At 53.1% G+C, this 26,190-nt stretch carries 22 protein-coding genes; 14 read left to right on the forward strand and 8 right to left on the reverse strand.

Features of this window, described 5'->3' with window-relative positions; genetic code table 11:
- Nucleotides 1-6 precede the first annotated feature (6 nt).
- Nucleotides 7-885, forward strand: a complete 879-nt coding sequence (locus tag AWR27_RS19755) for a MerR family transcriptional regulator (RefSeq protein WP_077132785.1) — start codon at nucleotides 7-9, stop codon at nucleotides 883-885.
- 68 nt (nucleotides 886-953) lie between these two features.
- Here the strand turns inward: AWR27_RS19755 and AWR27_RS19760 are convergent, their stop codons facing one another.
- Nucleotides 954-1,907, reverse strand: coding sequence for a D-2-hydroxyacid dehydrogenase (locus AWR27_RS19760; RefSeq protein WP_077134097.1), 954 nt, complete (start codon nucleotides 1,905-1,907; stop codon nucleotides 954-956).
- Between the two features lie 69 nt (nucleotides 1,908-1,976).
- On the opposite strand from AWR27_RS19760, the gene AWR27_RS19765 reads away from it, so the two are divergent.
- The gene (locus tag AWR27_RS19765; RefSeq protein ID WP_077132786.1) at nucleotides 1,977-3,122 is read left to right on the forward strand and encodes a helix-turn-helix domain-containing protein; all 1,146 of its coding nucleotides are present in this window, start codon (nucleotides 1,977-1,979) and stop codon (nucleotides 3,120-3,122) included.
- Nucleotides 3,123-3,224: 102 nt separating this feature from the next.
- Nucleotides 3,225-4,910, forward strand: coding sequence for a nitrilase-related carbon-nitrogen hydrolase (locus tag AWR27_RS19770; RefSeq protein ID WP_077132787.1), 1,686 nt, complete (start codon nucleotides 3,225-3,227; stop codon nucleotides 4,908-4,910).
- A 20-nt stretch (nucleotides 4,911-4,930) separates the two neighbouring features.
- Here AWR27_RS19770 and AWR27_RS26160 read toward each other — a convergent pair whose 3' ends face one another.
- Both AWR27_RS26160 and AWR27_RS25575 read right to left on the reverse strand, forming a co-directional pair.
- The gene (locus AWR27_RS26160) at nucleotides 4,931-5,377 is read right to left on the reverse strand and encodes an RNA-guided endonuclease InsQ/TnpB family protein (RefSeq protein ID WP_198045038.1); all 447 of its coding nucleotides are present in this window, start codon (nucleotides 5,375-5,377) and stop codon (nucleotides 4,931-4,933) included.
- The gene (locus AWR27_RS25575) at nucleotides 5,344-5,976 is read right to left on the reverse strand and encodes a transposase (protein ID WP_198045039.1); all 633 of its coding nucleotides are present in this window, start codon (nucleotides 5,974-5,976) and stop codon (nucleotides 5,344-5,346) included. The genes AWR27_RS26160 and AWR27_RS25575 overlap by 34 nt, the downstream gene beginning before the upstream one ends.
- A gap of 395 nt (nucleotides 5,977-6,371) precedes the next feature.
- Between AWR27_RS25575 and gcvP the strand changes: the two genes are divergently transcribed.
- Both gcvP and AWR27_RS19785 read left to right on the forward strand, forming a co-directional pair.
- Nucleotides 6,372-9,308: an aminomethyl-transferring glycine dehydrogenase gene (gcvP, locus tag AWR27_RS19780; protein WP_077132788.1), complete on the forward strand. Its 2,937-nt coding sequence runs from the start codon at nucleotides 6,372-6,374 to the stop codon at nucleotides 9,306-9,308.
- Between the two features lie 247 nt (nucleotides 9,309-9,555).
- Entirely contained in the window at nucleotides 9,556-11,565 is a 2,010-nt protein-coding gene (locus AWR27_RS19785) for a CHU_0125 family OmpA-like outer membrane integrity protein (RefSeq protein ID WP_083732915.1), read from the forward strand.
- A 19-nt stretch (nucleotides 11,566-11,584) separates the two neighbouring features.
- On the opposite strand, the gene AWR27_RS19790 is transcribed toward AWR27_RS19785, so the two are convergent.
- Nucleotides 11,585-12,376 (reverse strand): hypothetical protein, encoded by a 792-nt coding sequence (locus AWR27_RS19790; protein WP_077132789.1) that lies wholly within the window; start codon nucleotides 12,374-12,376, stop codon nucleotides 11,585-11,587.
- Nucleotides 12,373-12,900, reverse strand: a complete 528-nt coding sequence (locus tag AWR27_RS19795) for a hypothetical protein (protein WP_157579275.1) — start codon at nucleotides 12,898-12,900, stop codon at nucleotides 12,373-12,375. Before AWR27_RS19795 ends, AWR27_RS19790 begins: the two co-directional genes overlap by 4 nt.
- Before the next feature lie 102 nt (nucleotides 12,901-13,002).
- Between AWR27_RS19795 and AWR27_RS19800 the strand changes: the two genes are divergently transcribed.
- Nucleotides 13,003-13,833 (forward strand): tryptophan-rich sensory protein, encoded by an 831-nt coding sequence (locus AWR27_RS19800; RefSeq protein ID WP_077132791.1) that lies wholly within the window; start codon nucleotides 13,003-13,005, stop codon nucleotides 13,831-13,833.
- A 38-nt stretch (nucleotides 13,834-13,871) separates the two neighbouring features.
- Here the strand turns inward: AWR27_RS19800 and AWR27_RS19805 are convergent, their stop codons facing one another.
- Nucleotides 13,872-14,309, reverse strand: a complete 438-nt coding sequence (locus AWR27_RS19805; RefSeq protein ID WP_077132792.1) for a peptidylprolyl isomerase — start codon at nucleotides 14,307-14,309, stop codon at nucleotides 13,872-13,874.
- Nucleotides 14,310-14,586: 277 nt separating this feature from the next.
- Here AWR27_RS19805 and AWR27_RS19810 point away from each other — a divergent pair, with 277 nt between their 5' ends.
- The 5 genes from AWR27_RS19810 to AWR27_RS19830 all read left to right on the forward strand — a co-directional run bounded on the left by AWR27_RS19810 (nucleotide 14,587) and on the right by AWR27_RS19830 (nucleotide 22,130).
- Nucleotides 14,587-17,730: an efflux RND transporter permease subunit gene (locus tag AWR27_RS19810; RefSeq protein WP_077132793.1), complete on the forward strand. Its 3,144-nt coding sequence runs from the start codon at nucleotides 14,587-14,589 to the stop codon at nucleotides 17,728-17,730.
- Nucleotides 17,727-18,821 carry an efflux RND transporter periplasmic adaptor subunit gene (locus AWR27_RS19815; protein WP_077132794.1) on the forward strand — a complete coding sequence of 365 codons (1,095 nt, stop codon included), beginning with the start codon at nucleotides 17,727-17,729 and terminating at the stop codon, nucleotides 18,819-18,821. The genes AWR27_RS19810 and AWR27_RS19815 overlap by 4 nt, the downstream gene beginning before the upstream one ends.
- Nucleotides 18,818-20,272, forward strand: a complete 1,455-nt coding sequence (locus AWR27_RS19820) for an efflux transporter outer membrane subunit (protein WP_077132795.1) — start codon at nucleotides 18,818-18,820, stop codon at nucleotides 20,270-20,272. The genes AWR27_RS19815 and AWR27_RS19820 overlap by 4 nt, the downstream gene beginning before the upstream one ends.
- A gap of 76 nt (nucleotides 20,273-20,348) precedes the next feature.
- Nucleotides 20,349-21,416 carry a mannose-1-phosphate guanylyltransferase gene (locus AWR27_RS19825; protein ID WP_077132796.1) on the forward strand — a complete coding sequence of 356 codons (1,068 nt, stop codon included), beginning with the start codon at nucleotides 20,349-20,351 and terminating at the stop codon, nucleotides 21,414-21,416.
- A 153-nt stretch (nucleotides 21,417-21,569) separates the two neighbouring features.
- On the forward strand, nucleotides 21,570-22,130 hold the full coding sequence (locus AWR27_RS19830) for a hypothetical protein (RefSeq protein ID WP_077132797.1): 561 nt from the start codon (nucleotides 21,570-21,572) through the stop codon (nucleotides 22,128-22,130).
- On the opposite strand, the gene thiL is transcribed toward AWR27_RS19830, so the two are convergent.
- Both thiL and AWR27_RS19840 read right to left on the reverse strand, forming a co-directional pair.
- Complete coding sequence (thiL, locus tag AWR27_RS19835) at nucleotides 22,131-23,147, reverse strand: thiamine-phosphate kinase (protein ID WP_077132798.1); 1,017 nt, start codon at nucleotides 23,145-23,147, stop codon at nucleotides 22,131-22,133.
- A gap of 162 nt (nucleotides 23,148-23,309) precedes the next feature.
- Nucleotides 23,310-23,756 (reverse strand): hypothetical protein, encoded by a 447-nt coding sequence (locus AWR27_RS19840; protein ID WP_077134099.1) that lies wholly within the window; start codon nucleotides 23,754-23,756, stop codon nucleotides 23,310-23,312.
- Between the two features lie 103 nt (nucleotides 23,757-23,859).
- On the opposite strand from AWR27_RS19840, the gene AWR27_RS19845 reads away from it, so the two are divergent.
- The 3 genes from AWR27_RS19845 (at nucleotide 23,860) to AWR27_RS19855 (ending at nucleotide 26,190) form a co-directional block, all read left to right on the forward strand.
- The gene (locus tag AWR27_RS19845; protein ID WP_077132799.1) at nucleotides 23,860-24,111 is read left to right on the forward strand and encodes a cytochrome b5 domain-containing protein; all 252 of its coding nucleotides are present in this window, start codon (nucleotides 23,860-23,862) and stop codon (nucleotides 24,109-24,111) included.
- 11 nt (nucleotides 24,112-24,122) lie between these two features.
- Nucleotides 24,123-24,965, forward strand: a complete 843-nt coding sequence (locus tag AWR27_RS19850; RefSeq protein ID WP_077132800.1) for an N-acetylglucosamine kinase — start codon at nucleotides 24,123-24,125, stop codon at nucleotides 24,963-24,965.
- A 136-nt stretch (nucleotides 24,966-25,101) separates the two neighbouring features.
- Nucleotides 25,102-26,190, forward strand: a complete 1,089-nt coding sequence (locus tag AWR27_RS19855) for a ferredoxin--NADP reductase (RefSeq protein WP_077132801.1) — start codon at nucleotides 25,102-25,104, stop codon at nucleotides 26,188-26,190.

Raw genomic sequence — 26,190 nt, forward strand, 5'->3', positions numbered from 1 at the left:
CATCCGATGAGTAACTATTCAATAAAGGACTTAGAGCAGCTTTCTGGCATAAAAGCGCACACGCTACGCATCTGGGAGCAACGATACAATATTATAGCCCCTAAACGGACTGACACCAACATTCGTACCTACGACGATCAGGATCTGAAGCTGGTGCTGAACATTTCGCTGCTGAAAGATCACGGCTACAAAATTTCCGAGATCTCGAAACTGTCGGTCGAGGAAATGTACAGCGAAGTAATCAAGATTTCGGACCGTCAGCTTAACTACCCCGATCAGATTCACGCCCTTACCATTTCGATGATCGATTTGGATGAGGAGCGGTTTGAGAAGATTGTCAGCACCAATATTCTGCAATTTGGCTTCGAGAACACGATGATTCACATCATCTATCCGTTCCTGAGCCGTATTGGTACGCTTTGGGTAACGGGGTCTATTGGCCCGGCTCAGGAGCATTTCATCACCAACTTAATTCGGCAGAAAATTATCGTTGCCATTGATGGGCAGGTGAGCAAGCAACGGCCTAATGGCAAGAAATACATGCTGTTTCTGCCCGAAGGCGAGCTACACGAGATTAGCCTGCTGTTTGCCAATTACATTATCCGGGCGCGGTACAACAAAGTCATTTACTTGGGTCAAAGCCTGCCCTTCAACGAATTGGTATTCGCGTATAACGTTCATAAGCCCGACTACATATTTTCGGCTATTACATCGGTGCCGTCCAACCACGAGGTTCAGCCGTTTGTGGATCGGCTGACGCGTTCGTTCCCCGACGCTCATCTGCTGCTAACTGGCTATCAGGTTGTTGGCCAAGATATTAACATGCCCGAGAACGGCACGATCATCAACCAAATCGAAGACCTTATCCGCATCGCGGGAACGTGATTTCAGTGAACAGTTAGCAGCCAACAGCCAACCGTTATCTGCCGGATGGCATTGTTGGCTGTTGGCTGCTAACTGTTCACTGTGTTGATTGGTTTCCCGGCCTGGAAAGCCCGCAGGTTGTCGGCCACGTCGTGAAGAAGCCGAAGACGGGCTTCATAGCTGGCCCAGGCGATGTGGGGCGTTATCAGACAGTTTTTGGCCGTCAGCAGGGGGTTATCTGGTTTAGGCGGTTCAACTGACAACACGTCGAGACCCGCCCCGGCAATTTTCCCGGCATTGAGTGCATCGGCAACGTCCTGCTCATTGAGTAAACTCCCCCGGCTGGTGTTGATAAGCCAGGCTGATGGTTTCATGCGGGCGAGCAACTCGCGGTTCACGAACCCGATGGTGTCGGGCGTGGCCGGGCAGTGCAGCGATACGGCGTCGCTTTCGGCAAACAGCGTTTCGCGGTCAACATACGTGATACCCGGTTCGGCATCGCTGGTCTGTCGCCGATTCACCAGAACCTTCATACCAAAAGCGCGGCCAATCTGTGCTACCTTACCACCTATATCGCCGTAGCCAACTAATCCCAGCGTTTTACCCGCCAGTTCGATCAATGGGCTTTTGGCGTAGCTAAAATCGGGCGAGGCCACCCAGTCGCCTGCCCGAACGCTGTCGCTATGCCGCCCTACCTGATGGCTCAGTTCAAGCAACAGCGCAAAAGTCAGTTGAGCTACAGAATCGGTGCTGTACCCCTTTACGTTCGTGACCACGATACGCTGTTCGCGAGCGGCTGCCACGTCCACAATGTCGTAGCCGGTAGCCGTTACGCCGATGTAGCGCAAACGTGGCAGTTGGGCCAGCATGTCGCGGCTGAGTTTCACTTTATTGGTCAGCACGGCGTCGGCATCGCGTAGCCGCTCTACCACCTGATCGGGGGCCGAGCGGTCGTAGAGCGTCACATGGCCGAGCGATTGAAGGGGCAACCAGTCGAGATCGCCGGGATTGAGCGTAAAAGCGTCGAGGTAGATAATGTTCATATCGTTCTGAAACAAAGCTGATTATTTGGCAATATCTTTAGCCTGTTCACCAACGTCAGGCCACGGGTCATGTCATTCAATTTTACCGATATACTGCTGTGTTTCACCATTTTCCAACTGCTGTTCGTAAGTCTGTTTCTGTTCTCGCTCGACCGGGGCAAACGAGTCAGCAACGGCCTGTTGGGCGGCTTTTTTCTAAGCTTTGGCCTGAATTTGCTCGACGCGCTGCTGTTGCTGAAAGGGGTATATTTCGCTTACCCGGCCTGGGGCCTGTGGGGTACAAACATGGCACTGTTGTTTGGACCATTGCTATACCTCCACACGCAGTCGGTTATATACCGCGATTTTCGGTTAAAATTTTATCATATCGCACATGCACTGCCTTTTTTTCTGCTTACAGGATTCATGCTTTTTGGTTTTCACAGCCTGTCAGCCGGGCAACAGCAACAAATGCTGCGGACGATTATTGCCGAACAGTTGCCCAGAACGTTTTACCTCGGTACGGCTTTCATTTTTTGCCACTTCATTACATATCTGACGGTATCGCTGCGGCTTATCCGGCGGTATCGGCATACGCTGGTCAATCAGTTTTCGGCGGTTCAGAATAAGAATTTAAACTGGCTGGCATCGACCATTCTGTTTTTCCTAATGTTCGTCGGGTTGAGTTCGCTGCGATCTGTTATCGTACAAACTCCGCTGGCCCGCCATCAATGGCTGATTCTTGCCGGGTTGTTGCTGGCCCTGCTGTGGTTTATCAATCGCTTTCTGCTCAAAGCATTACGGTCGCCCGATCTGTTCGCCGGCCTGACTACCGACCAACTGGCTGAGTCGGACCGCCCGGCCTCGCTCCCCGCAACCGATCATGCCCCCCTCCTCGAGCAATTGGCCACCTACATGCAGGTGCAACAACCGTATCTCGAACCCGAATTAACGCTCGACGACCTGGCCCGACAACTCAACGTGCGGCCAAAAGCACTGTCGACGGCCTTGAATGAAGGACTCGGGCAGCACTTTTTCGACTATATCAACCGCTACCGGGTCGATGCGGCCAAACACCTGCTGACCAATTCGCCCGACCCGAAGCTGACCGTGCTGGAGGTTATGTATCAGGTAGGTTTCAATTCAAAATCTTCGTTCAATACGCTCTTCCGAAAATATACCGGCCAAACGCCCAGCGCGTTCAGGAAATCAATAATCAGCCGTTCGACTTTATGACGCGGAAAGTCGAACGCATTTAGTTGGTTCGACTTTATGAACTCGGTCGATCTGAATACGTTGCGCGGGCCAGTTTTGTCCCGAAACTAAATCGCAACGGTCATGCAACGCTCACTGATTCATCGTCTTACCCAACCAACCACAACCATTTCGGTTCTGCTCCTTGTGCTGGGAGCTATTGGCATTTTACTTTCATCGCCCAAGTGGCTCGTTCCTGTTGCGCCCTGGCTTAGCCCGGCCTTCTTTCTGTGCTACGTACAATACACAACCCTTCGCCGGAAATGGCTGTGGCTCTTCGTCGCTATCGTACCAGCCTCGGCAGTGGCAACGCTCGACGTGATGCCGTTTCCGTGGTTCGTGCTGGTGTTCGTCGTGCTGCTCGACGGGTTGAAGAACATAGTTTTATATGGTATACATCGATGGCTTACCCGCAACCAGCAGCAGTTTATCTGGACACTGGTTTTTCCCTCACTCTGGACGGTTCGGGAGTTCGTAGAAACGCAGGGCGATATTGGCACGTTTGCGTCTGTTGCCAACACGCAGTACTCGTTTAGCTGGCTGATTCAGTTGGCATCGGTCACGGGCATCTGGGGTATAACCTTCCTGCTCTACTGGTTTGCTGCTGTACTGGTCTGGGCCATTGGTAAGTACGCTGCCCGACAACCCTTTGCACGTGGCTTATTAGTTTATGGTTCCACGCTTGCCGTTGTGCTGTCGTTTGGCATTTATCGCTACTACTCGAATGAAACCGCATCGGCCAAAACGCTGACGGTTGGGGGCGTTACGGTGCCAAATCTGCACGTGCTGGAACGGTTGTACACTGACGCCACCGGCAAATCCGTGCAAATCGACCCGAAAGCGTCGCCAGCGTCGGCAGTGTTGCAGGAAGCGAATCGGGGGTTAATTGCCTTTATCGAAGATCCGGCTCCGGCGCGTTTCCAGCTTGGCTATCAGGCCATTCAACAACAGCAGGACAGTTTGTTCAGCCTATCGGAACGGGCTGTGGCGCGGGGGGCTAACCTGGTGCTATGGTCGGAAGGAAGCGCGTTGCTGCCCAAATCGGGCGAACCGGCACTAATTCAGCGTGGTCAAGCCTTTGCCCGCCGTTATCGGGTGTATCTGCTGATGGCGATGGGGACTATTTTGCCCGGCAAACTTACCTCAGACCGGTTGTTTCTCGAAAACAAAACCGTGTTGGTCGATCCAGGAGGCCGGGTTATAAATACCTTTTACAAGAACCATCCTGTGCCGATGGTTGAACGCAGCCTTCCCGGCGATGGGCGCGTACCGGCTATTCAGACACCTTACGGCACCATAGCCCCGTCTATTTGTTACGATGCCGAACACATCGGCACTATGCGGCAGCTTGGCTGGAAAAACATTGGCCTGTTGCTGCTCCCATCGGGCGACTGGTACGGTATTGCGCCCTATCATAGCTACATGGCCGTGTTTCGGGCTGTAGAAAATGGCTGCTCGCTGGCCCGGCAGGTAAGTGGCGGGCTGTCGATTTTCACCGATTACCGGGGCAACGTGCTGGCATCCAATGATTTTTTTTCGGGCAACGACCGGCTAACGGTTGTTAACATGCCCGTGGCTAACGTACCAACACTCTATACCCGCTTTGGCGACTGGCTGGCGTGGCTGTGTGTATCGTTGTTGGTTGTGTTTACGGGAAAAGCTCTATTTGACCGCATTAATAGAGACAGGACAATGCATCGACACCGCACCGACAAGAGCCTGACCGACGACGAGTTACGGACTGTATCGGTGCCTAAGCAGAACCTCTGAATTTTGACATCCTCCCCCCGCTAAAGCGGGAGGATTCCCTTAATTGGCGTACCATGTCCGATACGGAGAATGTTCCTGGCCGCGTTCACGTCTCTGTCGTGGACAGACCCGCAACACGTACACACCCAGTCTCTTACTCCCAACCCACTTAGTCCACTCGGCCCACTCTTTGCAAAGCAGTCTGAGCAAGTGACTGTTGAGAAATTTTCTTTCACCTCCCTGTATTCGATGCCAAGCGAAATTGCTTTATATCTAAGCATCTGTTTGAGGTCGGCCCAACCAGCGTCCGAGACGCTTTTAGCCAGGCGTGTTTTCCTGAGCTTGGAACTACTCACATTGCCTACTACAATTCGGTCGTACTCGCGTACCAGCCGGGTAGTAGTTTTGTGGTTCCAGTCCTTTCGTTTGTTTCTGATTTTGGCGTGTATGGCCGTTACCCGCCGTTTCTTACCGGCGCGTTGGGCCATTGCCAACAGTTGTTCGTATTTTTGGTTAAGTTCTCCCGGTCGAGTGTTACCCCATCGGAGAGCGTAGCTAATGTTTTCAGACCTAAATCAACGCCAACTTCCTTGCCTGTCTTGATCCGGCCTTTGTCAGCTTCCTCAATGACCAGATTCACAAACCAGTGGCCCTTAGAATCCTGCGCGAACGAGCCAAACCGGACTATGCCTTCCATTGGACGTGACAACCAAAAGCGGAATTTACGACCGCCGTAAGTGATAGAATCACCCTGAACCTTTACGCCCGATGCCTTGAAGGGAATCCAGCCTAAAGAACGTTTACGCGAACGCCAGTTGAGCCGGATACGCTTAAATTGCTTACAGCACTTGGCGTATTCTTCGCATACCGCCTGAACACTTTGGGAGTGCAAACCAAGTTCTTTAGCGCAACCTGACGTTAATTTGTTAAGGTCGAAAGCGGAGAATGTTTTACGGAACTTAGACCAACGCTCCTGGTTGCTTTGGTTACAGAAATTCCAGACGAAATTAACCGAGTAGCCCATCTGTTGCAGATGCTTACCCGTCGTTTCGTCTTTGATTCGGTAACTGAGCGTTGTTAAATTCATTGCCTAAGTATAATCATTAATAGCGAGTTATGCGAAAAAACGTTAACAGACCCGGCCAACGCTTTGGTTGCGCTGTCGCGCTGACCTCATATCCCCGCCCTGGTTGAATCGCTAATGCAAATAGCTTCTTTAAAAGCTATTTGCATTAGCGAACCGTCGCGTAGCGACCTAATGTTTATAGTTGATGCGATTCCCAGCATATCCCTGCGTCGCGTAGCGACCAAACAAATGATGGTCCAGTTCGGTCGCTACGCGACGGAAGGGTGGTTAAGGGACTGATTTTCTACAAACATTGGGTCGCTACGCGACGAAAATGCTAACACAAACAGCTTTTTAGACATCGATTCTTAGCCCATTTGTCCGTAAATTTGTTGTTTATATCAGAGCCATTTTCGATGAAATTGAGCCTTCAGTATCAGGAATCTTTTGAAGATCGCCATCACGGCCAAACCGACTCGGCACAGGCCGACATGCTCCAGACGGTTGGAGTAAGCTCCATCAACGAACTGATCGAACAAACGGTGCCCGAAGCCATCCGGCTGGCCCGCCCGCTCGATTTGCCCGCCCCTAAAACAGAAATGCAGTTTCTGGCCGATTTCAGGAAATTAGCCAGTCAGAACAAAGTCTTCAAATCATACCTCGGAACGGGCTATTACGACACCTTCACGCCGAACGTGATTTTGCGTAATATTCTCGAAAATCCAGCCTGGTACACGGCCTACACGCCCTATCAGGCCGAAATTGCGCAGGGTCGGCTCGAAGCACTGCTCAATTTCCAGACAATGGTATCCGACCTGACGGGTATGGACCTGGCGAATGCGTCGCTGCTCGATGAAGCCACCGCTGCTGCCGAAGCCATGCACATGCTCTATGCCATGCGCCCGGCAACGAAGAAATCGGCCAGCACATTCTTTGTGTCGAAACATTGCCATCCGCAAACTATCGACCTGATTTTCACCCGTGCAACACCCATTGGCATCAAGGTGCTGGTCGGCGATCACCGCACGGTCGATCTGACCAATGGTGATATTTTCGGACTGCTGCTCCAATATCCGGCTTCCAATGGAGACGTTTTTGATTATACCGATCTCATTGCCAGCGCGCATGAGTTGGGCATTACCGTTGCCGTTGCCGCCGATTTGCTCGCCCTGACGCTGCTGACGTCGCCCGGCGAAATGGGTGCTGACGTCGTTGTAGGATCGGCGCAGCGGTTTGGCGTACCGATGGGTTACGGCGGGCCACACGCGGCTTTCTTCGCCACCCGCGACGCTTTCAAGCGGCAGATTCCGGGGCGCATCATCGGCGTATCGGTCGATGCTGAGGGCAAACCTGCCATGCGAATGGCCCTGCAAACCCGCGAACAGCACATCCGGCGCGAAAAAGCTACGTCGAACATCTGCACAGCGCAGGTATTGCTGGCCGTAATGGCGGGCAGCTACGCCGTATATCACGGTCCACAACGGCTTCGGGCCATCGCCGAACGCGTACACGGTCTTACCAAAGTAGCGGCAACGGCCCTGCGCTGGAGTGGCTGCGAGGTAACTACCGAAAACTATTTCGACACCATAACGGTGAAAGTCGGCGATGTCGAATCGTTGAAGAAATCGGCGCGGGCAGCTCAGATCAACCTACGCTATTATGCCGATGACGAACACGTTGGCATTTCATTCGATGAGACAAAAACCCTGGCCGACGTAACCGAACTGCTCGATATTTTCGGAACGAAAGCCGATCTCGACGCCATTGCCGACGAATTAGAAATTACATGGCCCGAACGGCTCATCCGTACCTCGGAATACCTGACGCACCCGGTTTTCAATACGCACCATACCGAACACGACATGCTGCGCTATTTGAAGTCGCTTGAGGAGAAAGACCTTTCGCTGGTGCATTCGATGATTTCGCTGGGTAGCTGCACCATGAAACTCAATGCCACTGCCGAGATGATTCCGGTAACGTGGCCGGAGTTTGGCAAAATCCATCCGTTCGCGCCGAAAGATCAAACGCTTGGCTATCAGCAGTTGTTCAGTGATTTGAACGCCTGGCTGTGCGAAATTACGGGCTTTGCGGCTATGTCGCTGCAACCCAACTCCGGCGCACAGGGCGAATATGCGGGCCTGATGGTGATTCGCGCTTACCATGAAAGCCGGGGCGACAGTCACCGCAACATCGCGCTCATTCCGCAGTCGGCACACGGCACCAACCCCGCCAGCGCGGTTATGGCCGGTATGAAAGTGGTGATTGTAAAGTGCGACGAACGGGGCAACATCGACGTAGCCGATCTCCGCGCCAAAGCCGACCAGCATAGCAACGATCTGGCCTGTTTGATGGTGACGTACCCGTCAACGCATGGCGTTTTTGAAGAAAGCATCAAAGAAATCTGCGCCATTATTCATGAACACGGCGGGCAGGTATACATGGATGGCGCGAACATGAACGCGCAGGTGGGCCTGACCAGCCCGGCCACTATCGGGGCCGACGTGTGCCACCTGAATCTGCACAAAACATTCTGTATTCCGCACGGCGGAGGTGGTCCGGGCATGGGGCCGATTGGCGTAGCCGAGCAATTGGTGCCGTTTTTGCCGGGACACTTTACAGTAAACAGTCAACAGCCAACAGTCCCGGCGGGGAACCGCAACAGTCAACAGCTAACAGCGGGGCAACTACCTGCTGCCTACGGGGCGGTGTCGGCGGCTCCGTATGGCTCAGCCAGTATTCTGACGATTTCGTATGCCTACATTGCCATGATGGGTGGCGAAGGATTGACCAACGCCACAAAGCAGGCCATTCTGAACGCTAATTACATTAAAGCACGGCTGGAAGGTCATTACGAAACGCTATACACCGGCACGAATGGCCGGGCGGCTCACGAGATGATTATTGACTGCCGTCCGTTCAAGCAAGCCGCTGGCATCGAGGTCGAAGATATTGCCAAGCGGCTCATGGACTACGGTTTTCACGCACCAACGGTATCGTTTCCGGTGGCTGGCACGGTGATGATTGAGCCGACCGAATCGGAGTCAAAAGCCGAACTCGACCGTTTCTGCGAGGCTATGATCGCCATCCGCAACGAAATTCGCGAGGTCGAAACCGGCGAGGCCGACCGCGTCAGCAACGTGCTGAAACACGCGCCCCATACCGCAACCGTTGCACTGGCCGACGACTGGAATCGGCCTTACAGCCGCGAGAAGGCCGTTTATCCGCTGCCATACGTTCGCGCCCGCAAGTTCTGGCCAAGTGTTAGCCGCATCGACTCGGCCTATGGCGACCGCAATCTTGTTTGCTCGTGCATCCCGACCGATGCGTATGCCGAAGAAGTAGCGGAAGCGTAGTTCCCTCACCCCCAACCCCTCTCCCAAAACGGGAGAGGGAGCAACTCCCTTTACGTTAGCTTCCCTCCCCAAATAAAAGAGAAAGCGGCTCGCTTTGCATTAGCCCCTCTCCCGTTTTGGGAGAGGGGTTGGGGTGAGGGATTAGCGAAACATTCTTCAATAAAAGCCGATTGTATTCGTTAAAAATAAGTCCTGCTAAAAAACTTCCTATCTTGGCAGACCTACGGTTTTTCGTCTATTAATCGCTATGAGAATCTATACGTCGTCGGCACTGGGCCTGGCACTGGGCCTGACCCTCGCACTGTCGGGATGCAACCCGGCTATGCAGGCGTACAAAAAAGGGGTGCGGCATTTCGACGCCGGGGAGTATAATCTCGCCCTGCCGCAGTTTGAAAAAGCAGCTAAAGGCTCAATCGACGCGGCCCGGCTAAACTACTACACCGCCGAATCATACCGGCTTTCGAACCGGTTTGGCGAAGCGGCTCCATTCTACCAGAAAGCTTTAGAAGCCAACACGACTGAGCCGGAGACCCGCTTCAACTACGCCTATGCCTTGAAATCGCAGGGTAACTACACCGCAGCGTTAGAGCAGTTGCAGCAGTTTGTAGCAAACGCGCCCAAAACCACGGCCAAACCGGTAGTAGACAAGGCGAAGCGCGAAATCGAGACGCTGAAGGCTATCAACGCCATTGCGGCCAACAAGTTGGAGATTACGCTCCGAAATATGAGCAACTTAAACTCGCCAAATTCGGAGTTTGCGCCAGTGATTCGGGGCGATGAACTGATTTTCACGGCATCGCGCAAGGAGACGCAGTACAAGAACAACGGCCAACCGATGCTGGGCCTGTACAAGACCAAACTCAATGCCCGGCCCGACGAAACCGGCACCACAGCCGCGCCCGAACCGTTCAGTACGAACGTCTTTCAGGGCGATGTAAACGAAGGAACGCCCGCCTTCTCGAAAGACGGTAAGGCAATAGTATTTGCGCGGGGCAACAACGGCAAACGCAAGGGCGGCTTAGACGTTGATCTGTATATCAGCCGGTTAGGCGAAGGCGGCTGGAGCCAACCGCAACGGTTGCCCATCAGCGATTCGCTGGCCTGGGACGGCTCTCCTGCTTTTTCGGGCGATGGCCGGACGCTTTATTTTGCCTCAAACCGGGCTGGTGGTGCGGGCGGCATCGACCTCTACAGAACCAGCATCGACGCGTCGGGCCGGTTTAGCCGCCCCGTGAATATGGGCCGCGACATCAACACGCCGGGCGATGAGATGTTTCCCTACGTTGGCCCGAACGCTAAACTATATTTTGCCTCCGACGGGCATCCCGGCTTAGGCAAACTCGATGTCTTTGTGGCAACCCGCTCACAAGGCGTTACGCGGGTCGAAAACATGGGCCAACCTATCAACTCGCCTGCCGACGATTTCGGGCTAATCTACGTCAAACCCACCGAAGGCTATTTAGCCTCGAACCGACCGGGCGGTAAAGGCGACGACGATATTTATTTCTTCCAGGAAGGCACGGGTACATCGACCGATACGACGACGATTGCCCAAAACCCACCGGGCAGCACGGGTACTAACGCGCCGAAAGTTGTTCGTTATTTCCTGGCCGGAACCGTTTCGGTCAACGATTCGCCCGTGCTCCCGCTCGATTCGGCTAAAGTACGCGTGATCGATGATGCAACCGGACAACCCATTGCCGAAATCGTGACCGACCAGACCGGTTCGTTTGGCAAGTATCCGTTGCAGGAAGGTAAAGATTACACCATTCTGGCCGAGCGCAAAGGGTTTCTGACGCGCCGGGAACAGTTCACGATGCAGGGCAAAAGCATTCCGCAGGTGTTTCTGACCAAAGCCCAGACCGACACCACATTCTATGTACCGCTCTTGCTCGATAAGTCGGTCCTGAACAAGACGTTTGTGCTGGAAAACATTTATTACGACTTGGACAAGTACAACATTCGGGCCGATGCTGCCCCAGAGTTGGATAAAATCGTAGTAATTCTAAAAGACAACCCAACGCTCAAACTCGAACTCAGTTCGCACACCGACGTTCGGGCACCGGATGCCTACAACATGAAACTTTCGCAAAACCGGGCCAAATCAGCCGTTGATTATATTGTGTCGCAGGGCATTTCTGCCGACAGGCTGGTCGCAAAAGGCTACGGCGAAACGCGCTTAGTGGTGAAGAACGCCAAAACGGAAGAAGAGCACCAACGCAATCGCCGAACGGAGATTAAAATTCTGGAGTTGTGATTTTAAAGGGGAACACGCCTTACAGTATGGGGCGTGTTTTTTTCTGAACTACATCGGGCTGACGCTCGTGATGAGTTTCTATTGCCGCGCTTTGTCCCCGTGCCTGAATCGTTCTTATACGATACACAGTGCTTTCTGATTCAGTTTTTCGGGTAACTATTTCTACCAATCTTCCTTCCATTCGCTTAGCTGTTTCGACCAGCGTAATAGGTACTCGTACCAGTATCACATTTCTGAAACGTTCAGAGCCTGGATGAAGTACCTTATTGAGCAATTGATATTTACCTGTGATGACAATGTGCCGCTGATACTTCCGCCGAACCAGTCGACTACGTTGAGCTACCGTTTTAGTTTTCATTTTGCTCTTAACAGAGCCTGCAACAACGTGTGCGTCTGCCTTGCGAATACGCAACCAGTATTCATTTTTAACCGGTTTTTCATTGACAGATATGCTTTTCGGCAAAACTCTCGTTCGTAATATTTCCTCTATTGTGTTGCCCAGCGCGGTTAGTTCCGTGACAATGGCTGCCGACGGATTACCAGATAAACCATAGCGGATAAGGCGTTGGGCCTCTTCATACTCACCGCAATTTTTGGCTAAAGCAGCGGCACTTCTAAATAAAACGGCGCGGGTTGGCTGTTTTTGTTCATCCGAAAAGAAAGACATTGCTACTTCTTTCTCTAAATTAAATGCTTTTCGATATAGCAGGATTGCCTGTTCGCCGTTTTTATCACGCTCAGCCAACATCGCTTCCTGGGCATAGGCCATTGCCTGGCGATGTTGCTCTTTGAGTATGTGGCTATCTGTCATTTGAGAAAAAAGAGGGCTTCAGGCTTGCTAAATTCCGTGATGGCTATGTAGGCAGGAAGTTGAGTTGCGTCGGATTGCTGTGTTTGTTTTTTCTTCCGTTCAAGTCTGGACGTTATAGAATTCGTTTTGGTCTGTTGTCGTATGCCCGATACTTCTAAGCGGGCAGCAAAATCGAAGCCATTTTCTTCCATCAGCCAGAAATCGATGCCGTCGCCGGTTTTGGTAGTCTCAAAATTAGTATATCGCGTAAACTGTCTTACCAACAAAATGGCAACGCACATAGCTCCCCAGTCAGTGGTTCGCTTTTCATCGCGATATGTTTTGTGAATGGCATCAGTAATTACCAAATCCCATTGCACGCTAAACGTCAAGATGTCTTCATTAGTTTGCACATGAATCGTTACGTCACTGTCGTGGTTTTGCGATAAAAAACAAACGACAGCACTCTCAATCAGGCAAGCGCAAAATGCATCAGTAAGACCAATTTCAGTTTGTGAAAGACTCTCTAAGTGGAAATTCGACATTATTAAAGCAAACGTACAAGTAAGTATGCAAGTATATAAGATACCTTTTGTTAATGCAAACATTACATTATTACCACAGTTAATAATTCAGTCAAAGCAGGCATGGACAGACAGAACGATAAACTCCGCCAATTTTCCGTTGTATTCAGCGTCGTCACGATGATTGTGATGAATTACCTGTCAAATACGGGCGCATTTGGTGGGAAAACCAACGGCGAGATTTCTGATAAATATCATACGCTTATCACGCCGGCAGGTTACGCCTTCTCAATTTGGGGGCTGATTTTTCTGGGCTTGCTGGCATTCGCTATTTATCAGGCATTGCCGTCGCAGCGCACCAATCCACGTTTTCGGGCTATTGGCTGGTTGGTGGTTATCAATACCCTCGGCAATGCCATATGGAGTCCGCTGTTCAACAACGAACTCATTGGCGTGGCACTGCTCGTTATCTTAGTAATGCTGGTAACGGTGGCTATTATCGAACATCGGCTTTTAGCCCGGCGTGGATTCGCAAGACCGCGCGTGCCGGTCGTGGCCCCGGACTTAGACGCGACGCTACCCGAATCGGCAGCCCCGCCCGCCGAAACGTGGTTCGCCCGGATTCCGTTTTCTATTTATTTTGGCTGGCTTACCGTCGCTACTATTCTAAACGTAGCCGTATTTCTGAAAGCTACAAACTTCGATCTTGGCAGTTTGAGTGAATCGACCTGGGCTTCGGCAGTACTGGTGGTGGGACTGGTGATAGGCGCAGTAGTATTCAACAGATTTCGTAGTGTGGCCTATATATTGGTATTTACCTGGGCGTATGTAGCCATTGCCCGCGAACAGGCTGGAAATGGGCCGGTTGTCATGGTTGGCTACTTCGGAGTAGGCTTCGCTGTTGTTGCAGCTTTGATTGGACTGTGGTCGAAGAAAACGCCGGTATATTCTTGAGGTAGAGCGTGGTGCGGCACTCCGCACCACGCTCTGTTTTACTCTTCTATTACCTCAATACTCTGAATTTTATCGCCCTGCCTAATTTCGTCGATGATATCTAATCCTTCTACGACCTTGCCGAAAACGGTGTGATTACGGTCGAGGTGTTGGGTATTCTGGCGGTTGTGGCAGATAAAAAACTGTGAACCGCCTGTGTTGCGACCCCGGTGGGCCATGCTCAGCACACCCCGGTCGTGATATTGATTGTCGCCGGTTAGTTCGCAGGGAATGGTATAACCCGGACCACCCGCGCCGGTGCCGGTGGGGTCGCCCCCCTGAATCATGAAATTGGGGATAACCCGATGAAAGGTTACGCCGTCGTAAAATCCTTTTTTAGCGAGACTGATAAAGTTTTCGACCGCTTTGGGAGCATCTTTCTCGAAGAATTCGATTTTCATCGACCCCTTATCGGTGTTCATAATCGCAGTTGTCATGCTGAATTGATTTTGTTTGGTCGCAAAGGTACGAGGGAATTAAACGATAAATGTTGAGCTACTTCGGGCCATTATCAATTCGGTGCAAAAGCTTCCTGTGAGGATACAAAATCCTGACTTGACTTTTACTTGCCCATGCAACTAACTTGCCAAATGTTCGGTTAGAAAAGCGTACTGCTTTACCGTAACAAGCTGGTTTTGTGGGTTTTTACTTAGTCTGTTTAAGCATTTCTACCCACGCTTTGCGCCTTCTCCTTTTACATCTGTTCTGCTCGTTATGTGGATTGTACGGTTAGCGTTAGAAAAAAAGTACACCATTGCGGTAATGGCCCTGCTCATCCTGATTCTGGGCGGACTTTCCATTACGCAGATGCCAACCGATATTTTTCCACGCATCAATATCCCGGTCGTTTCGGTTATTTGGGGGTATAACGGCCTGTCGACCAACGAGGTAGAGAAGATGATTACCAACTTCTCCGAAACCTCCATCATCAACAACGTCAGCGATATTCAACGGGTCGAATCGCAAACGTATAATGGTACATCGGCCATTAAGCTGTATTTTCAGCCAACTGTGCGCATCGAAGAAGCCATTGCGCAGGTTACGGCCATTTCGCAGACGATCCTCGTCAGGATGCCGCCCGGCACGCAGCCTCCGCTGATTGTCCGTTACAACGCCACCGACGCGCCCGTGCTGCAACTCGGCCTGTCGTCCGACAGCCTGACCGAACCCCAGATTACCGACTATGCGCAGACGCGCGTTCGTCCGCAAATTGCCACGGTGCAGGGTGCCCGGTTATCGCAGGCGTTTGGCGGCAAAACCCGGCAGGTGGTGGTTGACCTCGACCCTGACCAATTAGTTGCGTATAACGTTACCCCCGAAGAAGTTACCAACGCCGTATCGGCTCAGAACCTGACGCTGCCCAGTGGCGTAGTGCGGCTCGAAGACCGCGAGTACGTGGTTCGGCTCAATTCAAAACCCGACGTTATCAACCTGCTGAACGATATTCCGATCAAAGTGGTCGGTGGTTCAACCGTTCACATGCGCGACGTAGCGAACGTACACGACGGAGCCAGCGTACAGACGAATATTGTGAAGCAGGACGGCAGCAAGGGTGTCTTGATGAGTTTAGTGAAAACCGGCAATGCCTCGACCACCGAGATTGTTGACCGTATCCGCAAACAGATTTTGCCGACCGTGCGGGCCGCTGCTCCGTCGAACCTGCGCATTCAGGAGTTATTCGATCAGTCGGTGTTTGTGCGGGCGTCTATCGAAGGCGTTTTAATTGAAGGGTTGATTGCGGCTCTGCTTACGGCAGCAATGATTCTGTTGTTTCTGGGAAGCTGGCGCAGCACGCTGATTGTGGCAATTTCAATTCCGCTGTCTATTTTATGCTCGCTGATTTGCCTTTATCTGCTCGGCGAAACCCTGAATATCCAGACACTCGGCGGGCTGGCTTTAGCAATCGGTATTTTGGTCGATGATGCCACCGTAACCATCGAAAACATCCACCGCAACGAAGAATTAGGAATGCCGTTGCGGCAGGCCATTCTCGAAGGTGCCCAGCAGATTGCCACGCCCACGCTGGTATCGACGCTGACGATCTGCATCGTGTTTACATCGGTGCTATTTCTGGAAGGCCCTGCCCGGTTTTTGTTTGGACCATTGGCCGAGGCTGTTGTGTTTGCCATGCTTGCATCGTATGTGTTATCCCGGACGCTGGTGCCGACTCTGGCCGATCTGATGCTGAAAGACGAATCGCAGCACGAGAACCAACACGCTCCTAAGAGCTCTGTTTCATTTTATGACCGATTTAACCGGGGCTTCGACCGGTTTCAGGCGCGGTATCTGCGGGCGTTGACCTGGACGCTCAACAATCGCCGAACGGTGTTTGGTATCTTTGTGGTGCTGGTGGCGTTTACTGCCGTGCTGGTGCCGTTTGTTGGTCGTGATTTTTTCCCACGCGTCGATGCCGGACAGATTAAGCTTCACCTGCGTGCCCCCGCCGGGTCGAGGCTCGAAGCAACCGAACAGATAGCAGCCCAAACCGCCGATATTGTACGGGAGGTAATCCCGGAAGAGGAGGTCGGCTCTATTATCAGCAACATCGGTCTGACCGCCGAGCGGTATAATTTTATTTTCACGGATAACTCATCGCTGGGGTCTGCCGACGCCGAGTTACTGATTTCGCTCACCGAAGAACGCTCCCGCCCAACCGGCGACTACATGCGCGAACTGCGGACGCGGCTCCGCGACGAAATGCCCGACGTGACGTACTTCTTCCTGCCTGCCGACATTGTTAGTCAGATTTTAAATTTTGGCCTGACGGCTCCCATCGACGTGCAGGTGTCTGGCTTCGACCGGGTCAATAATTTGACCGTAGCCCGGCAACTTCGCGACCGCATCGCACAAATACCCGGCGCGGTCGACGTGCATTTGCATCAGGTCTTAGATGCGCCCGAACTGTTTCTGGAAGTTGACCGCGAACGGGCCGCTCAACTGGGCTTGACCGAGCAGCGGATCGCTACCAACATGAATATTTCGCTGAGCGGCACCGGGCAGACGCGCCCCAACTTCTGGCCCGACCCGGTTACGGGTTTTCCGTACCTGATTACCGTTCAGACCCCACCCTACAAGCTTGATTCATACGACAAGCTACTGCGAACGCCCGTAGTGCCGGGAGCCGTGACGCCCCAGCTACTGAGCAACGTTACGACCGTAAAACGCACCGCTACGCCAGTGATTATCAACCGCGTCAATACCCAGCCCACCTATGACGTCTATGCATCAGTAGAACGCACTGACCTCGGCTCGGTGGCGAAGGAACTGAACGCGCTGGCGGCTGAGTTTAAAGAGCAGCTAAAACCGGGCAATACGATCAGCATACGCGGGCAGGTTGAAAGCATGGAAAGTGCATTCAGCCGGTTGGGGTTAGGCATTGCGTTTGCGGCCCTGCTGGTGTATCTGCTGATGGTCGTCAATTTTCAGTCGTTCCGGTATCCGTTCATTATCATCACGGCATTGCCGGGCGCGCTCTGTGGCATGGTCTGGATGCTGTTTCTGACCGGTACTACGTTCAGCATTCCGTCGCTGATGGGAGCTATTATGAGCGTGGGCGTTGCCACGGCCAATAGCATTCTGTTAGTCAGTTTCGCCAAAGACCACCTGCCAGCCGTGAACGACAACGCTTACGAAGCGGCTTTAGAAGCAGGCCGAACCCGGTTGCGGCCCATTCTGATGACGGCCATCGCCATGATTATCGGGATGTTGCCCATGTCGCTGGGCCTGGGCGAAGGTGGCGAGCAAAACGCACCGCTGGGCAGAGCCGTTATTGGCGGTTTGCTGCTGGCAACGTTCACGACACTGCTGTTTGTACCGGTGGTATTTAGTTATCTGGCAAGAAAGCCAAAACAAATATGAAAGCCCTCAAATTTCTCATACCGCTCCTGTTGCTGATCGGCCTGTTCGTGTTCTTTGGCGTGTTGCCGCGCATTCGCAACGCGCAGGAGTTGAAAGCCGAAGCCACTGCCGAGAAAAACCGCGAACCCGTCGTGAATGCGGTGCCCCTCAAACAAGCTTCCGACACCAGCGCACTCACGTTGCCAGGGCAGATTCAGCCCTATCGGCAAACGCCCCTCCAGGCCCGCACACAGGGATTTCTGCGGAGGTGGTACGTAGACATTGGTGCACGGGTGAAACAGGGGCAACTGCTGGCAACTATCGACGTACCCGAACTGGAACAGGATATTGCCCGCGCCCGCGCCGACCAGCAGTTAGCCAAAACCAATCTGGAGCGTTTGGAGAGCGTTCAATTACCGGGAGCCGTGGCAAAACAGGACGTCGATACGCGCCGGTCGGCGGTGGCGGTGGCCGATGCCAACCTGCGCCGGTTGCAGGCATTGAAAGCGTTGCAGGAAATTCGGGCACCCTTTTCGGGCGTCATCACCAGCCGAACGGCTGAAGTCGGTACGCTGGTATCGCCGGGGAGTACGCAGCCGCTGTTTACGATCTCTGAGTTAGGTTCGTTGCGGGTGTTTGTCGATGTGCCACAGGCGTATTACCGCTATATCAAAATCGGCCAGCCCGCCATCGTAAAAGTTGCCGAACTCGGAGACCGGACGCTGTCCGGCAAGGTCGTTCGCACGTCGGGTACGCTCCGCAACGACTCGCGGACGCTGCTCACCGAAGTACTGATTCCGAACCCAAAGAATGAGATTCCGGCAGGATTGTATAGTCAGGTGACGTTCAGTATGATTGCAGCGCAGGCTCCCGTGCTGATTCCGGCCAACGCCTTGCAGATTACTCCGCAGGGTGCGCGCGTAGTGGTGCTGGATGCCGAACAGCGCGTTCGTTTCGTGCCGGTTACGCTTGGTCGTGATTACGGTACTACGCTCGAAGCCACAAGCGGGCTAACGGGTAGCGAACGGGTTATTACCAATCCAAACGACCGCCTGCGCGAGGGTCAGAAAGTACGGCTACGGAAACCCGGAGCGGAGAAAAAAGTAGCATGATGAAGAAATACTTCCTGACTTTCTGTTTCTGGTATCTGGTTTTAAGTCGTTTAGCATTTGCCCAGACAACCGCCCCCCTGTCGCCAGCGGGTGGAGCGGTTACCCTGCCCGGCGAACCGGCAACGTCGGGTACTACAAATACGTCTGCTGCGTTGCCCAAACCCGGTGAGCCAGCACCAACGCTTTCGCTGGAAGGCTTTCGCCGGTTCAATGACCCCGAACTCGACCGGCTGATTCAGTTGGGATTAAACAGCAGTCCGAACCTGCGGGCTGCTTTGAGTCGACTGGAGGAGGCCCGAATTCGGGTGCGGGTAGCGCAGTCATTTCTGCAACCCGCGCTGCGGAGTTCGATACTTGTGACCACGCAGAGTCTGTCGGAGCATCGACCCATTGCCATTCCGCTGGCGAATGACCGGTTGCCCCGTTTTCAACTAAATACGTTTCAACTACTGCCCATCGATGCGAGTTATGAACTCGATTTGTTCCGACGCATTCGCACGGGCGTAACGCTGGCCGACTTACAGGCACAAGCCAACGATGCTGATTATCAGTCGTTTCGACTTACACTGGCGTCAGATATTGCCCGGACGTACTGGCTCATTCGGGGCAACGATACGGAGCAGGCCGTTTTTCGCCGGAATATTCAGGCCCGCGATACCACGCTGGCAATTATCCGCGAACGGTTTCGGATTGGTCTGATTAACCAGATTGACGTTCAACGGGCCGAAACCGACTACGCCAGCCTGCGCGTGACCCTGAAAGGGCTTGAACGCGCCCGCGCCGAACTTGTAAACGGTTTGGCGCAACTGTGCGCGCAGGACCCCGCCCGTTTTTCGGTCTCGACCGGAACGCTGCCCGGCGTAGTGCCAACGTATCCATACGCAGCCATCACGCCCGAACAGCTACAGCGTCGGCCCGATTTAGTGCAGTTGACGCGCCAGAATCAGATTGCCGCCACGCAGATTACGCTACAGCAGGCCACCACCATGCCGCGCGTTACGCTCGTTGGGCAGGGCGGGCTGCTGTCGGGGCAGCTTCGCTATTGGGTAGCCCCGAGCAGTGCCACGTATCTGGTAGGCGTAAACGCGTCGGTGCCGTTGTACGAAGGGCATCGCGCCCGGCAAAACATTGCCCTCTCGAAACAGCAGGTTCAAACCAACCAGCAAACCTACCAGCAGGCTATCCAACTCGCTCAGCGCGACGCCGAAACTGCATTGGACAACCTTACTCTTCTGCGCGAACAAATCGACCTGCAAAACCAAACCCTTGCGCTGGCCCGCCGAACCGAGCAATACAACCGCGAACTCTATGTACGCGGCCTGACTACCTACCTCGAAGTGCTTGATGCCCAGCGTACTATCTTAGTCACCGAGCAGCAACTGGCGCAGTTTCGTAGCCAGGAAGTGCAGTTTGTAGTAGCACTGTTACGGGCCGTAGGGGGCGAATTCTAAACCTTTTATTACTCAAATCGGTAAGATAGTAGCAACTTTGTAGCTTCATCACTCAGCCTGAATTTGTAAATCACCAATGAACAGTACATACGTTATCATCATGGCCGGGGGCGTTGGAACACGTTTCTGGCCGTTCAGCCGAACCAGCTATCCCAAACAATTCCACGACGTTCTTGGCACAGGCCGAACGCTCCTCCAACAAACCGCCGACCGTTTCGACGGCGTTTGCCCGCCCGAGAATATATTTATCGTTACCAGTTCGCTCTACAAAGACCTGTGTCAGCAGCAACTGCCGCAACTGACCGACGATCAGATTTTGTGCGAACCCGTAGCCCGCAATACGGCCCCGTGCATTGCCTACGCCTGCTACAAAATTGCCCAGCGCGACCCACAAGCCAACATTGTGGTAGCCCCCGCCGACCATATCATTCTGAAAGAAGAAGAATTTAAGAAAACCATTCGCACGGCACTCAATGCAACCGCCGGGCAGGATATTCTTGTGACGCTCGGTATTCAGCCCAGCCGCCCCGATACGGGTTATGGCTACATCCAATATCTGTTCGACCCGAGCGAAATTAAGCGGGTAAAGACGTTTACCGAAAAACCGAACCTCGAACTGGCACAGCAGTTTCTCGACAGTGGCGAGTTTGTCTGGAACGCGGGTATTTTTGTCTGGAACGTGCAGGCCATCATCACGGCTTTTGAAAAATACCTGCCCGACGTAGCCGAAATCTTCGCCGAAGGCAACGACGTTTACTACACCGACCGCGAAGAAGCGTTTATCGACAAAGCGTATTCGCTCACCAAAAGCATTTCGATTGATAACGGCGTGATGGAACGCGCTGATAACGTACACGTTGTGCTAAGCGATTTCGGCTGGTCGGACCTCGGCACGTGGAAGTCGCTCTACGAAGTGTCGGATAAGAATGGAGATCAGAACGTGGTGGATGGACACGTTATGCTGTACGACACGAAAAACTGCATCATTAAAACCCCTAAAGACCGGCTCGTTGCCATCAATGGTCTCGACGGTTTCATTGTGGCCGAATACGATAACGTGCTGATGATCTGCCGGAAAGAAGACGAGCAGAAAGTGAAAAACTTCGTAGCCGACGCCAAAGAAAAAGGCACGGAGTTTGTGTAGTGTTTTGTTACACAGAGATGCACGGAGCTTAAAAAGAGATTCACGGAGTTTTTTATCTATTTCTTCGTGAATCTCTTTTTAACTCAGTGCATCTCTGTGTAATAATGAAACTCATTCCTCCGGCGTTATGATTTTGTCAGAAGCCCGTCTTCCGTGAAACAGTTTTGCTTATTTATAACTCTATTGACCGGGAGCCTGCTGGCTTGCCGCGATTATACGCCCGCGTTCACGCCCGGCCCCGACGACCCGCGCCTGACCGGTACGTGGCGGCTTGCCGAACGCCGGTTCCGCAAAGACTCGACGTTTAGCGTTACAGACACAAACAAAATACCCCGGCGCGATACGGGTACGATAATCCGAGACGGTAAAGCCATTCGGTTCGATACGGTTGCTACAATTATCGAAACCATTCGTACCCCGCGCGATACCAGTTTTGATGTGCTGCGTCGCTATCCGGCAACTCCGCCCCAGACGCTCACGTTCGGGGCAGATGGCAGGCTGACAGCCAACGGTTCGGAAATGACGTATTTCAACCCTATCCGCACATTTCTCCTCGACCGCACGTTTCCCGACAGTTTATTTATCAATTTATATATCGCCACCAACGGCGCAAACGTACCCTCACGGATGCGGCTGGCGTTTCAGCGCGATACGCTCACACTCCTGCCCGGCTGCGAAACGCCCTGTTGGCTGAAATTTGTACGGGCCCAATAGTTATTGCCAGCCCTGCGCCCGAATCGGCGTTTGCTGACCAGCTTTGGTAGCCAGCACCACCTGCGACGGATCGGCGGTCAAATAGCCAATGGCCGTAATACGGGCATTTTGAGCTAATTTTTCGTACTCTTGTGGGCGTACCGTAAACAACAGTTCGTAGTCTTCGCCCCCGTTCAGGGCCGCTGTGATGGGGCTTATGTTGAACTCATCGGCAGCTAAATATGCCTGATCATCAATCGGAATATTTTCATCGAAGATAACCGCGCCCGTTCCCGACGCCCGGCAGAGGTGCAGCAATTCAGACGCCAGCCCGTCCGACACGTCGATCATGGCCGATGGCTGCACGCCGAGGTCGCGCAGTTCGTGAACAATGTCGGTGCGGGCATCGGGCCGCAGTTGCCGTTGCACCAGATACGCCCGTTCTTCCGAGAGCGTAGGCTGCATGTTGGGGTCGGCCAGAAACACCTGTTTTTCGCGTTCGAGCAGTTGCAGGCCGAGGTAAGCCGCGCCGAGATCGCCCGTCACGCACAGCACATCGTTCGGCTGGGCCGTGTTGCGGTAGGTAATTTTATCTTTAGGAACCTTTCCCAGCACCGACACCGACAGCACTAACCCCGACCGCGACGAGGTGGTATCGCCCCCAACCAAATCGACGTTATAAGCCGCGCAGGCCGCCCGGATACCGTCGTAGAGTTCATCGACCGCTTCGACCGGAAACCGGCTGCTGAGGGCCACACCGACCGTTACCTGCACAGGCAGACCGTTCATAGCCGCAATGTCTGACACGCCAAACGTAATAGCCTTATAGCCAAGGTGTTTCAGCGGTACATAAGTCAAATCGAAATGAACGCCTTCAATGAGCAGGTCGGTAGCGAGCAGGCCATATTGATCGCCCCAGTCGAAAACGGCGGCATCGTCGCCAATGCCGCGAATGGTGTCGGGTTGTGTAGGTATGGGCGTCGCCTGTTTGATTCGGTCGATTAGCCCTATTTCGCCGAGTGTATTTAGGTCAGTCATACGAATTGTGGGTGTAAGGGGTAAAGGTGTAGGGTTGGAAAGACGTTTATCTTCGTATAGCCCTTTCCAACCCTACACCTTTACCCCTTACACCCGTATAGTTAAAAAGCCGCTCCGCTTGACCTACGGAACGGCTTTGCACTAAAATTGGTTTGCTTTGGCTTACGGATTCGAGAGCGTGTAGATGTTTGTTGTGTTCCCCGTTTTCTGGCTTGCCGTTGTACGGGTCAATTTCACGCTATTATCACCCAAATCGCTGATTGTAAATTCGATAGTGCCGTTGGTGCCGGTTGGTGCCGGGTTCAGGCTGCTCAATACCAACCGCGAATCCGACGGAACCGAGTATTGCCCGGTAAATTTATTACCATCGAATTCGGTATATTCAACGGTCGGTGGTTTACTCAGATCGAGTCTGAAAGTAGCGTAGTTACGCACATTGGATGCGGCTCCCCGCGTATACACCGTTGTGTTATTTTCATCAACTTTCTGCGCGGTCCAGACCTTGGCGATACGCTCCGACACAGGGGCTACTTTTTTGCCGCGACAACCCGTCAATAAGCCAAAAATCAGTGTTGCCGCAAGAAAGGTAAACAGGGTATTGGTTTTCATGGTCACTTGTTGCATAAAATAGAAGTCGTGAAAGATACGCTATTTTTGTTTTTCGTAGCAAAAACAACGCCTAATTAATCGGGTCAATTGACTTAATGGACATATGCCGCCCCGCGAACCAACCGAACTTCGTAATTACACCCGCGCCCAACTGGCCCTTCGCAATGGGCAGGACCGCCCCGAAATCTGGTGCGCCTACGCCGGGCTAATCTACGACGTGTCGGCTTCGCGGCTTTGGCGTAACGGTAAACATTACGAACACTGGGCCGGGCAGGACCTCACCTCCGAACTTACCGACGCGCCCCACGCCGATTGGGTCTTCGAGCGGTTTACAATAATTGGAAAATTGATCTAACACCAATCCGTATGCTCATTGCCGACAGTGGCTCAACCAAAACCGATTGGCGGTATCTTGCCGCCGACGGGCAGGTACACGCCTTTCAAACGGACGGTTTCAATCCGTATTATCAGAGTACTCCGCAAATTGTTGAAACATTGCGGGCGCAGTTTCTGCCTCAGCTTGGCAACAACGCTGTCAGCCGTGTTTATTACTACGGTACGGGTTGTATTAACTCAACTGTAAATCAGCACATTATAGATGCGCTACGGGCCGTGTTGCCGGACTTGCAGACGGTTGACGTCAATAGCGATATGCTGGGCGCGGCACGGGGGGCGGCTGGCCGGGAGCCGGGCATTGTCTGTATTCTGGGCACGGGGTCGAACGCCTGTTGTTATGATGGCAACCAGATTACGCGCGGCATTCAGTCGCTGGGGTTCTGGCTGGGCGATGAGGGTAGCGGAGGCTATTTGGGCAAAACGCTGGTTCGGCAGTTTTTTCAGGAGCAACTCCCCACCGACCTGCACGATGCCTTTGCGGCCCGCTACCACCTCGACCGGGCCACATTGCTCGAAAATGCCTATCAGAAGCCCTACCCAAACCGGTACTTTGCGTCGTTCACCCCGTTTCTGTCCGAAAACATCGCGCATCCACACGCAGTTGGTTTGGTGACGGATGCGTTCACGTTGTTTTTGCAGACGTACATAAGCCGTTTCCCGGAAGCAACCATCTGGCCGGTACACTTCGTAGGGTCAATTGCCAGTTATTTTGCAGAGCAACTTCAGCAGGCATTGCAGCAGGCGGGTTTAACGCTGGGCCGCATTGTGAAAGCACCAGCAGAAGCATTGATTAAGTACCATAAACAGGCATAGTGCCTTAACTTTGTATAATAAAAATTAAACGCAGAGTACGCGAAGACTTACGCAGAGAAGAAAGATGAAACTCAGCGTGCTCTGCGCCCATCTCTTGTTACGCTGCGTTTAAACAAAACAACCTGAGAGATTTCAAATGGCAACTCGCTATTTTCTAAAAGTAAAAGACGTCGTTCGGGAAACGCCCGACGCCGTAACTATAACCTTCTGGCACCCGATCAACGAAGAAATTCGTTATCAGCCGGGGCAGTTCCTGACATTTTTGCTCAACATTAGCGGCCAAAAAGTCCGTCGCTCGTACTCGATGGCCTCCTCCCCCCACGTCGACGTGTCGCTGGCGGTGTCGGTGAAGCGTGTGCCGGGCGGTTTGGTTTCCAACTACCTCTGCGACCGTATCCGGCCCGGCGACGTGCTGGAAACGCTGGAACCAATGGGTACGTTTGTGCCGAAACTCGACTCGCAACATCGGCGTAACGTGGTGCTGATTGGCGCGGGAAGTGGCATTACGCCCCTGTTTTCGATGGCAAAATCGGTGCTGCACGTTGAACCAAACAGCCGCGTGTGGCTCATCTACGGCAACCGGAATCAGGAATCGATTATCTATAAAGCGCATTTAGACGCGATGGAGCAGGCATACGGGCCTACCCGTTTCCGCGTCACGCACGTACTGAGCCAACCTAATTTCGGCTGGACGGGGCCGGAAGGTCGGCTGAACCAGCATTTGCTGAGCCAGATGCTCGAACAACTGCCTGCCGCTGAATTGCAGAATGCCAGTTTCTACCTCTGCGGCCCCGATGGCATGATGGCCGAAGCCCGCGCGGCCCTGTCGCTGGTGGGCGTTCTGGCAGATCGGATCTACAAGGAAAGCTACACGACAGCCCTCGTTCCGGCGGGCGAATCCACGCCGGGCGACGTTACTGAGGAACCGCTCACCGACGATGAAGACAATGATTCGCCGGAGGTAACGGTGTTGTATGAAGGCAGCGAATACAAATTCGCCGTAGCTCCGCATCAGACCATTCTGGAAGCAGCGTTGGAATTGGATATTGACCTGCCCTACTCGTGTCAGGCGGGCATGTGTACGGCCTGTTTGGGTCGCTGCACGTCGGGCAAGGTAAAATTAGACGAAGAAGACGGTTTGTCGGACTCCGAACTAAAAGCGGGCTACGTGCTGACCTGCGTAGCCCACCCCGTTGGACCGAATGTGGTGATCGAAATCGAGTAA

It is taken from the genome of Spirosoma montaniterrae (assembly GCF_001988955.1).
GTDB classification, from domain to species: Bacteria; Bacteroidota; Bacteroidia; order Cytophagales; family Spirosomataceae; genus Spirosoma; species Spirosoma montaniterrae.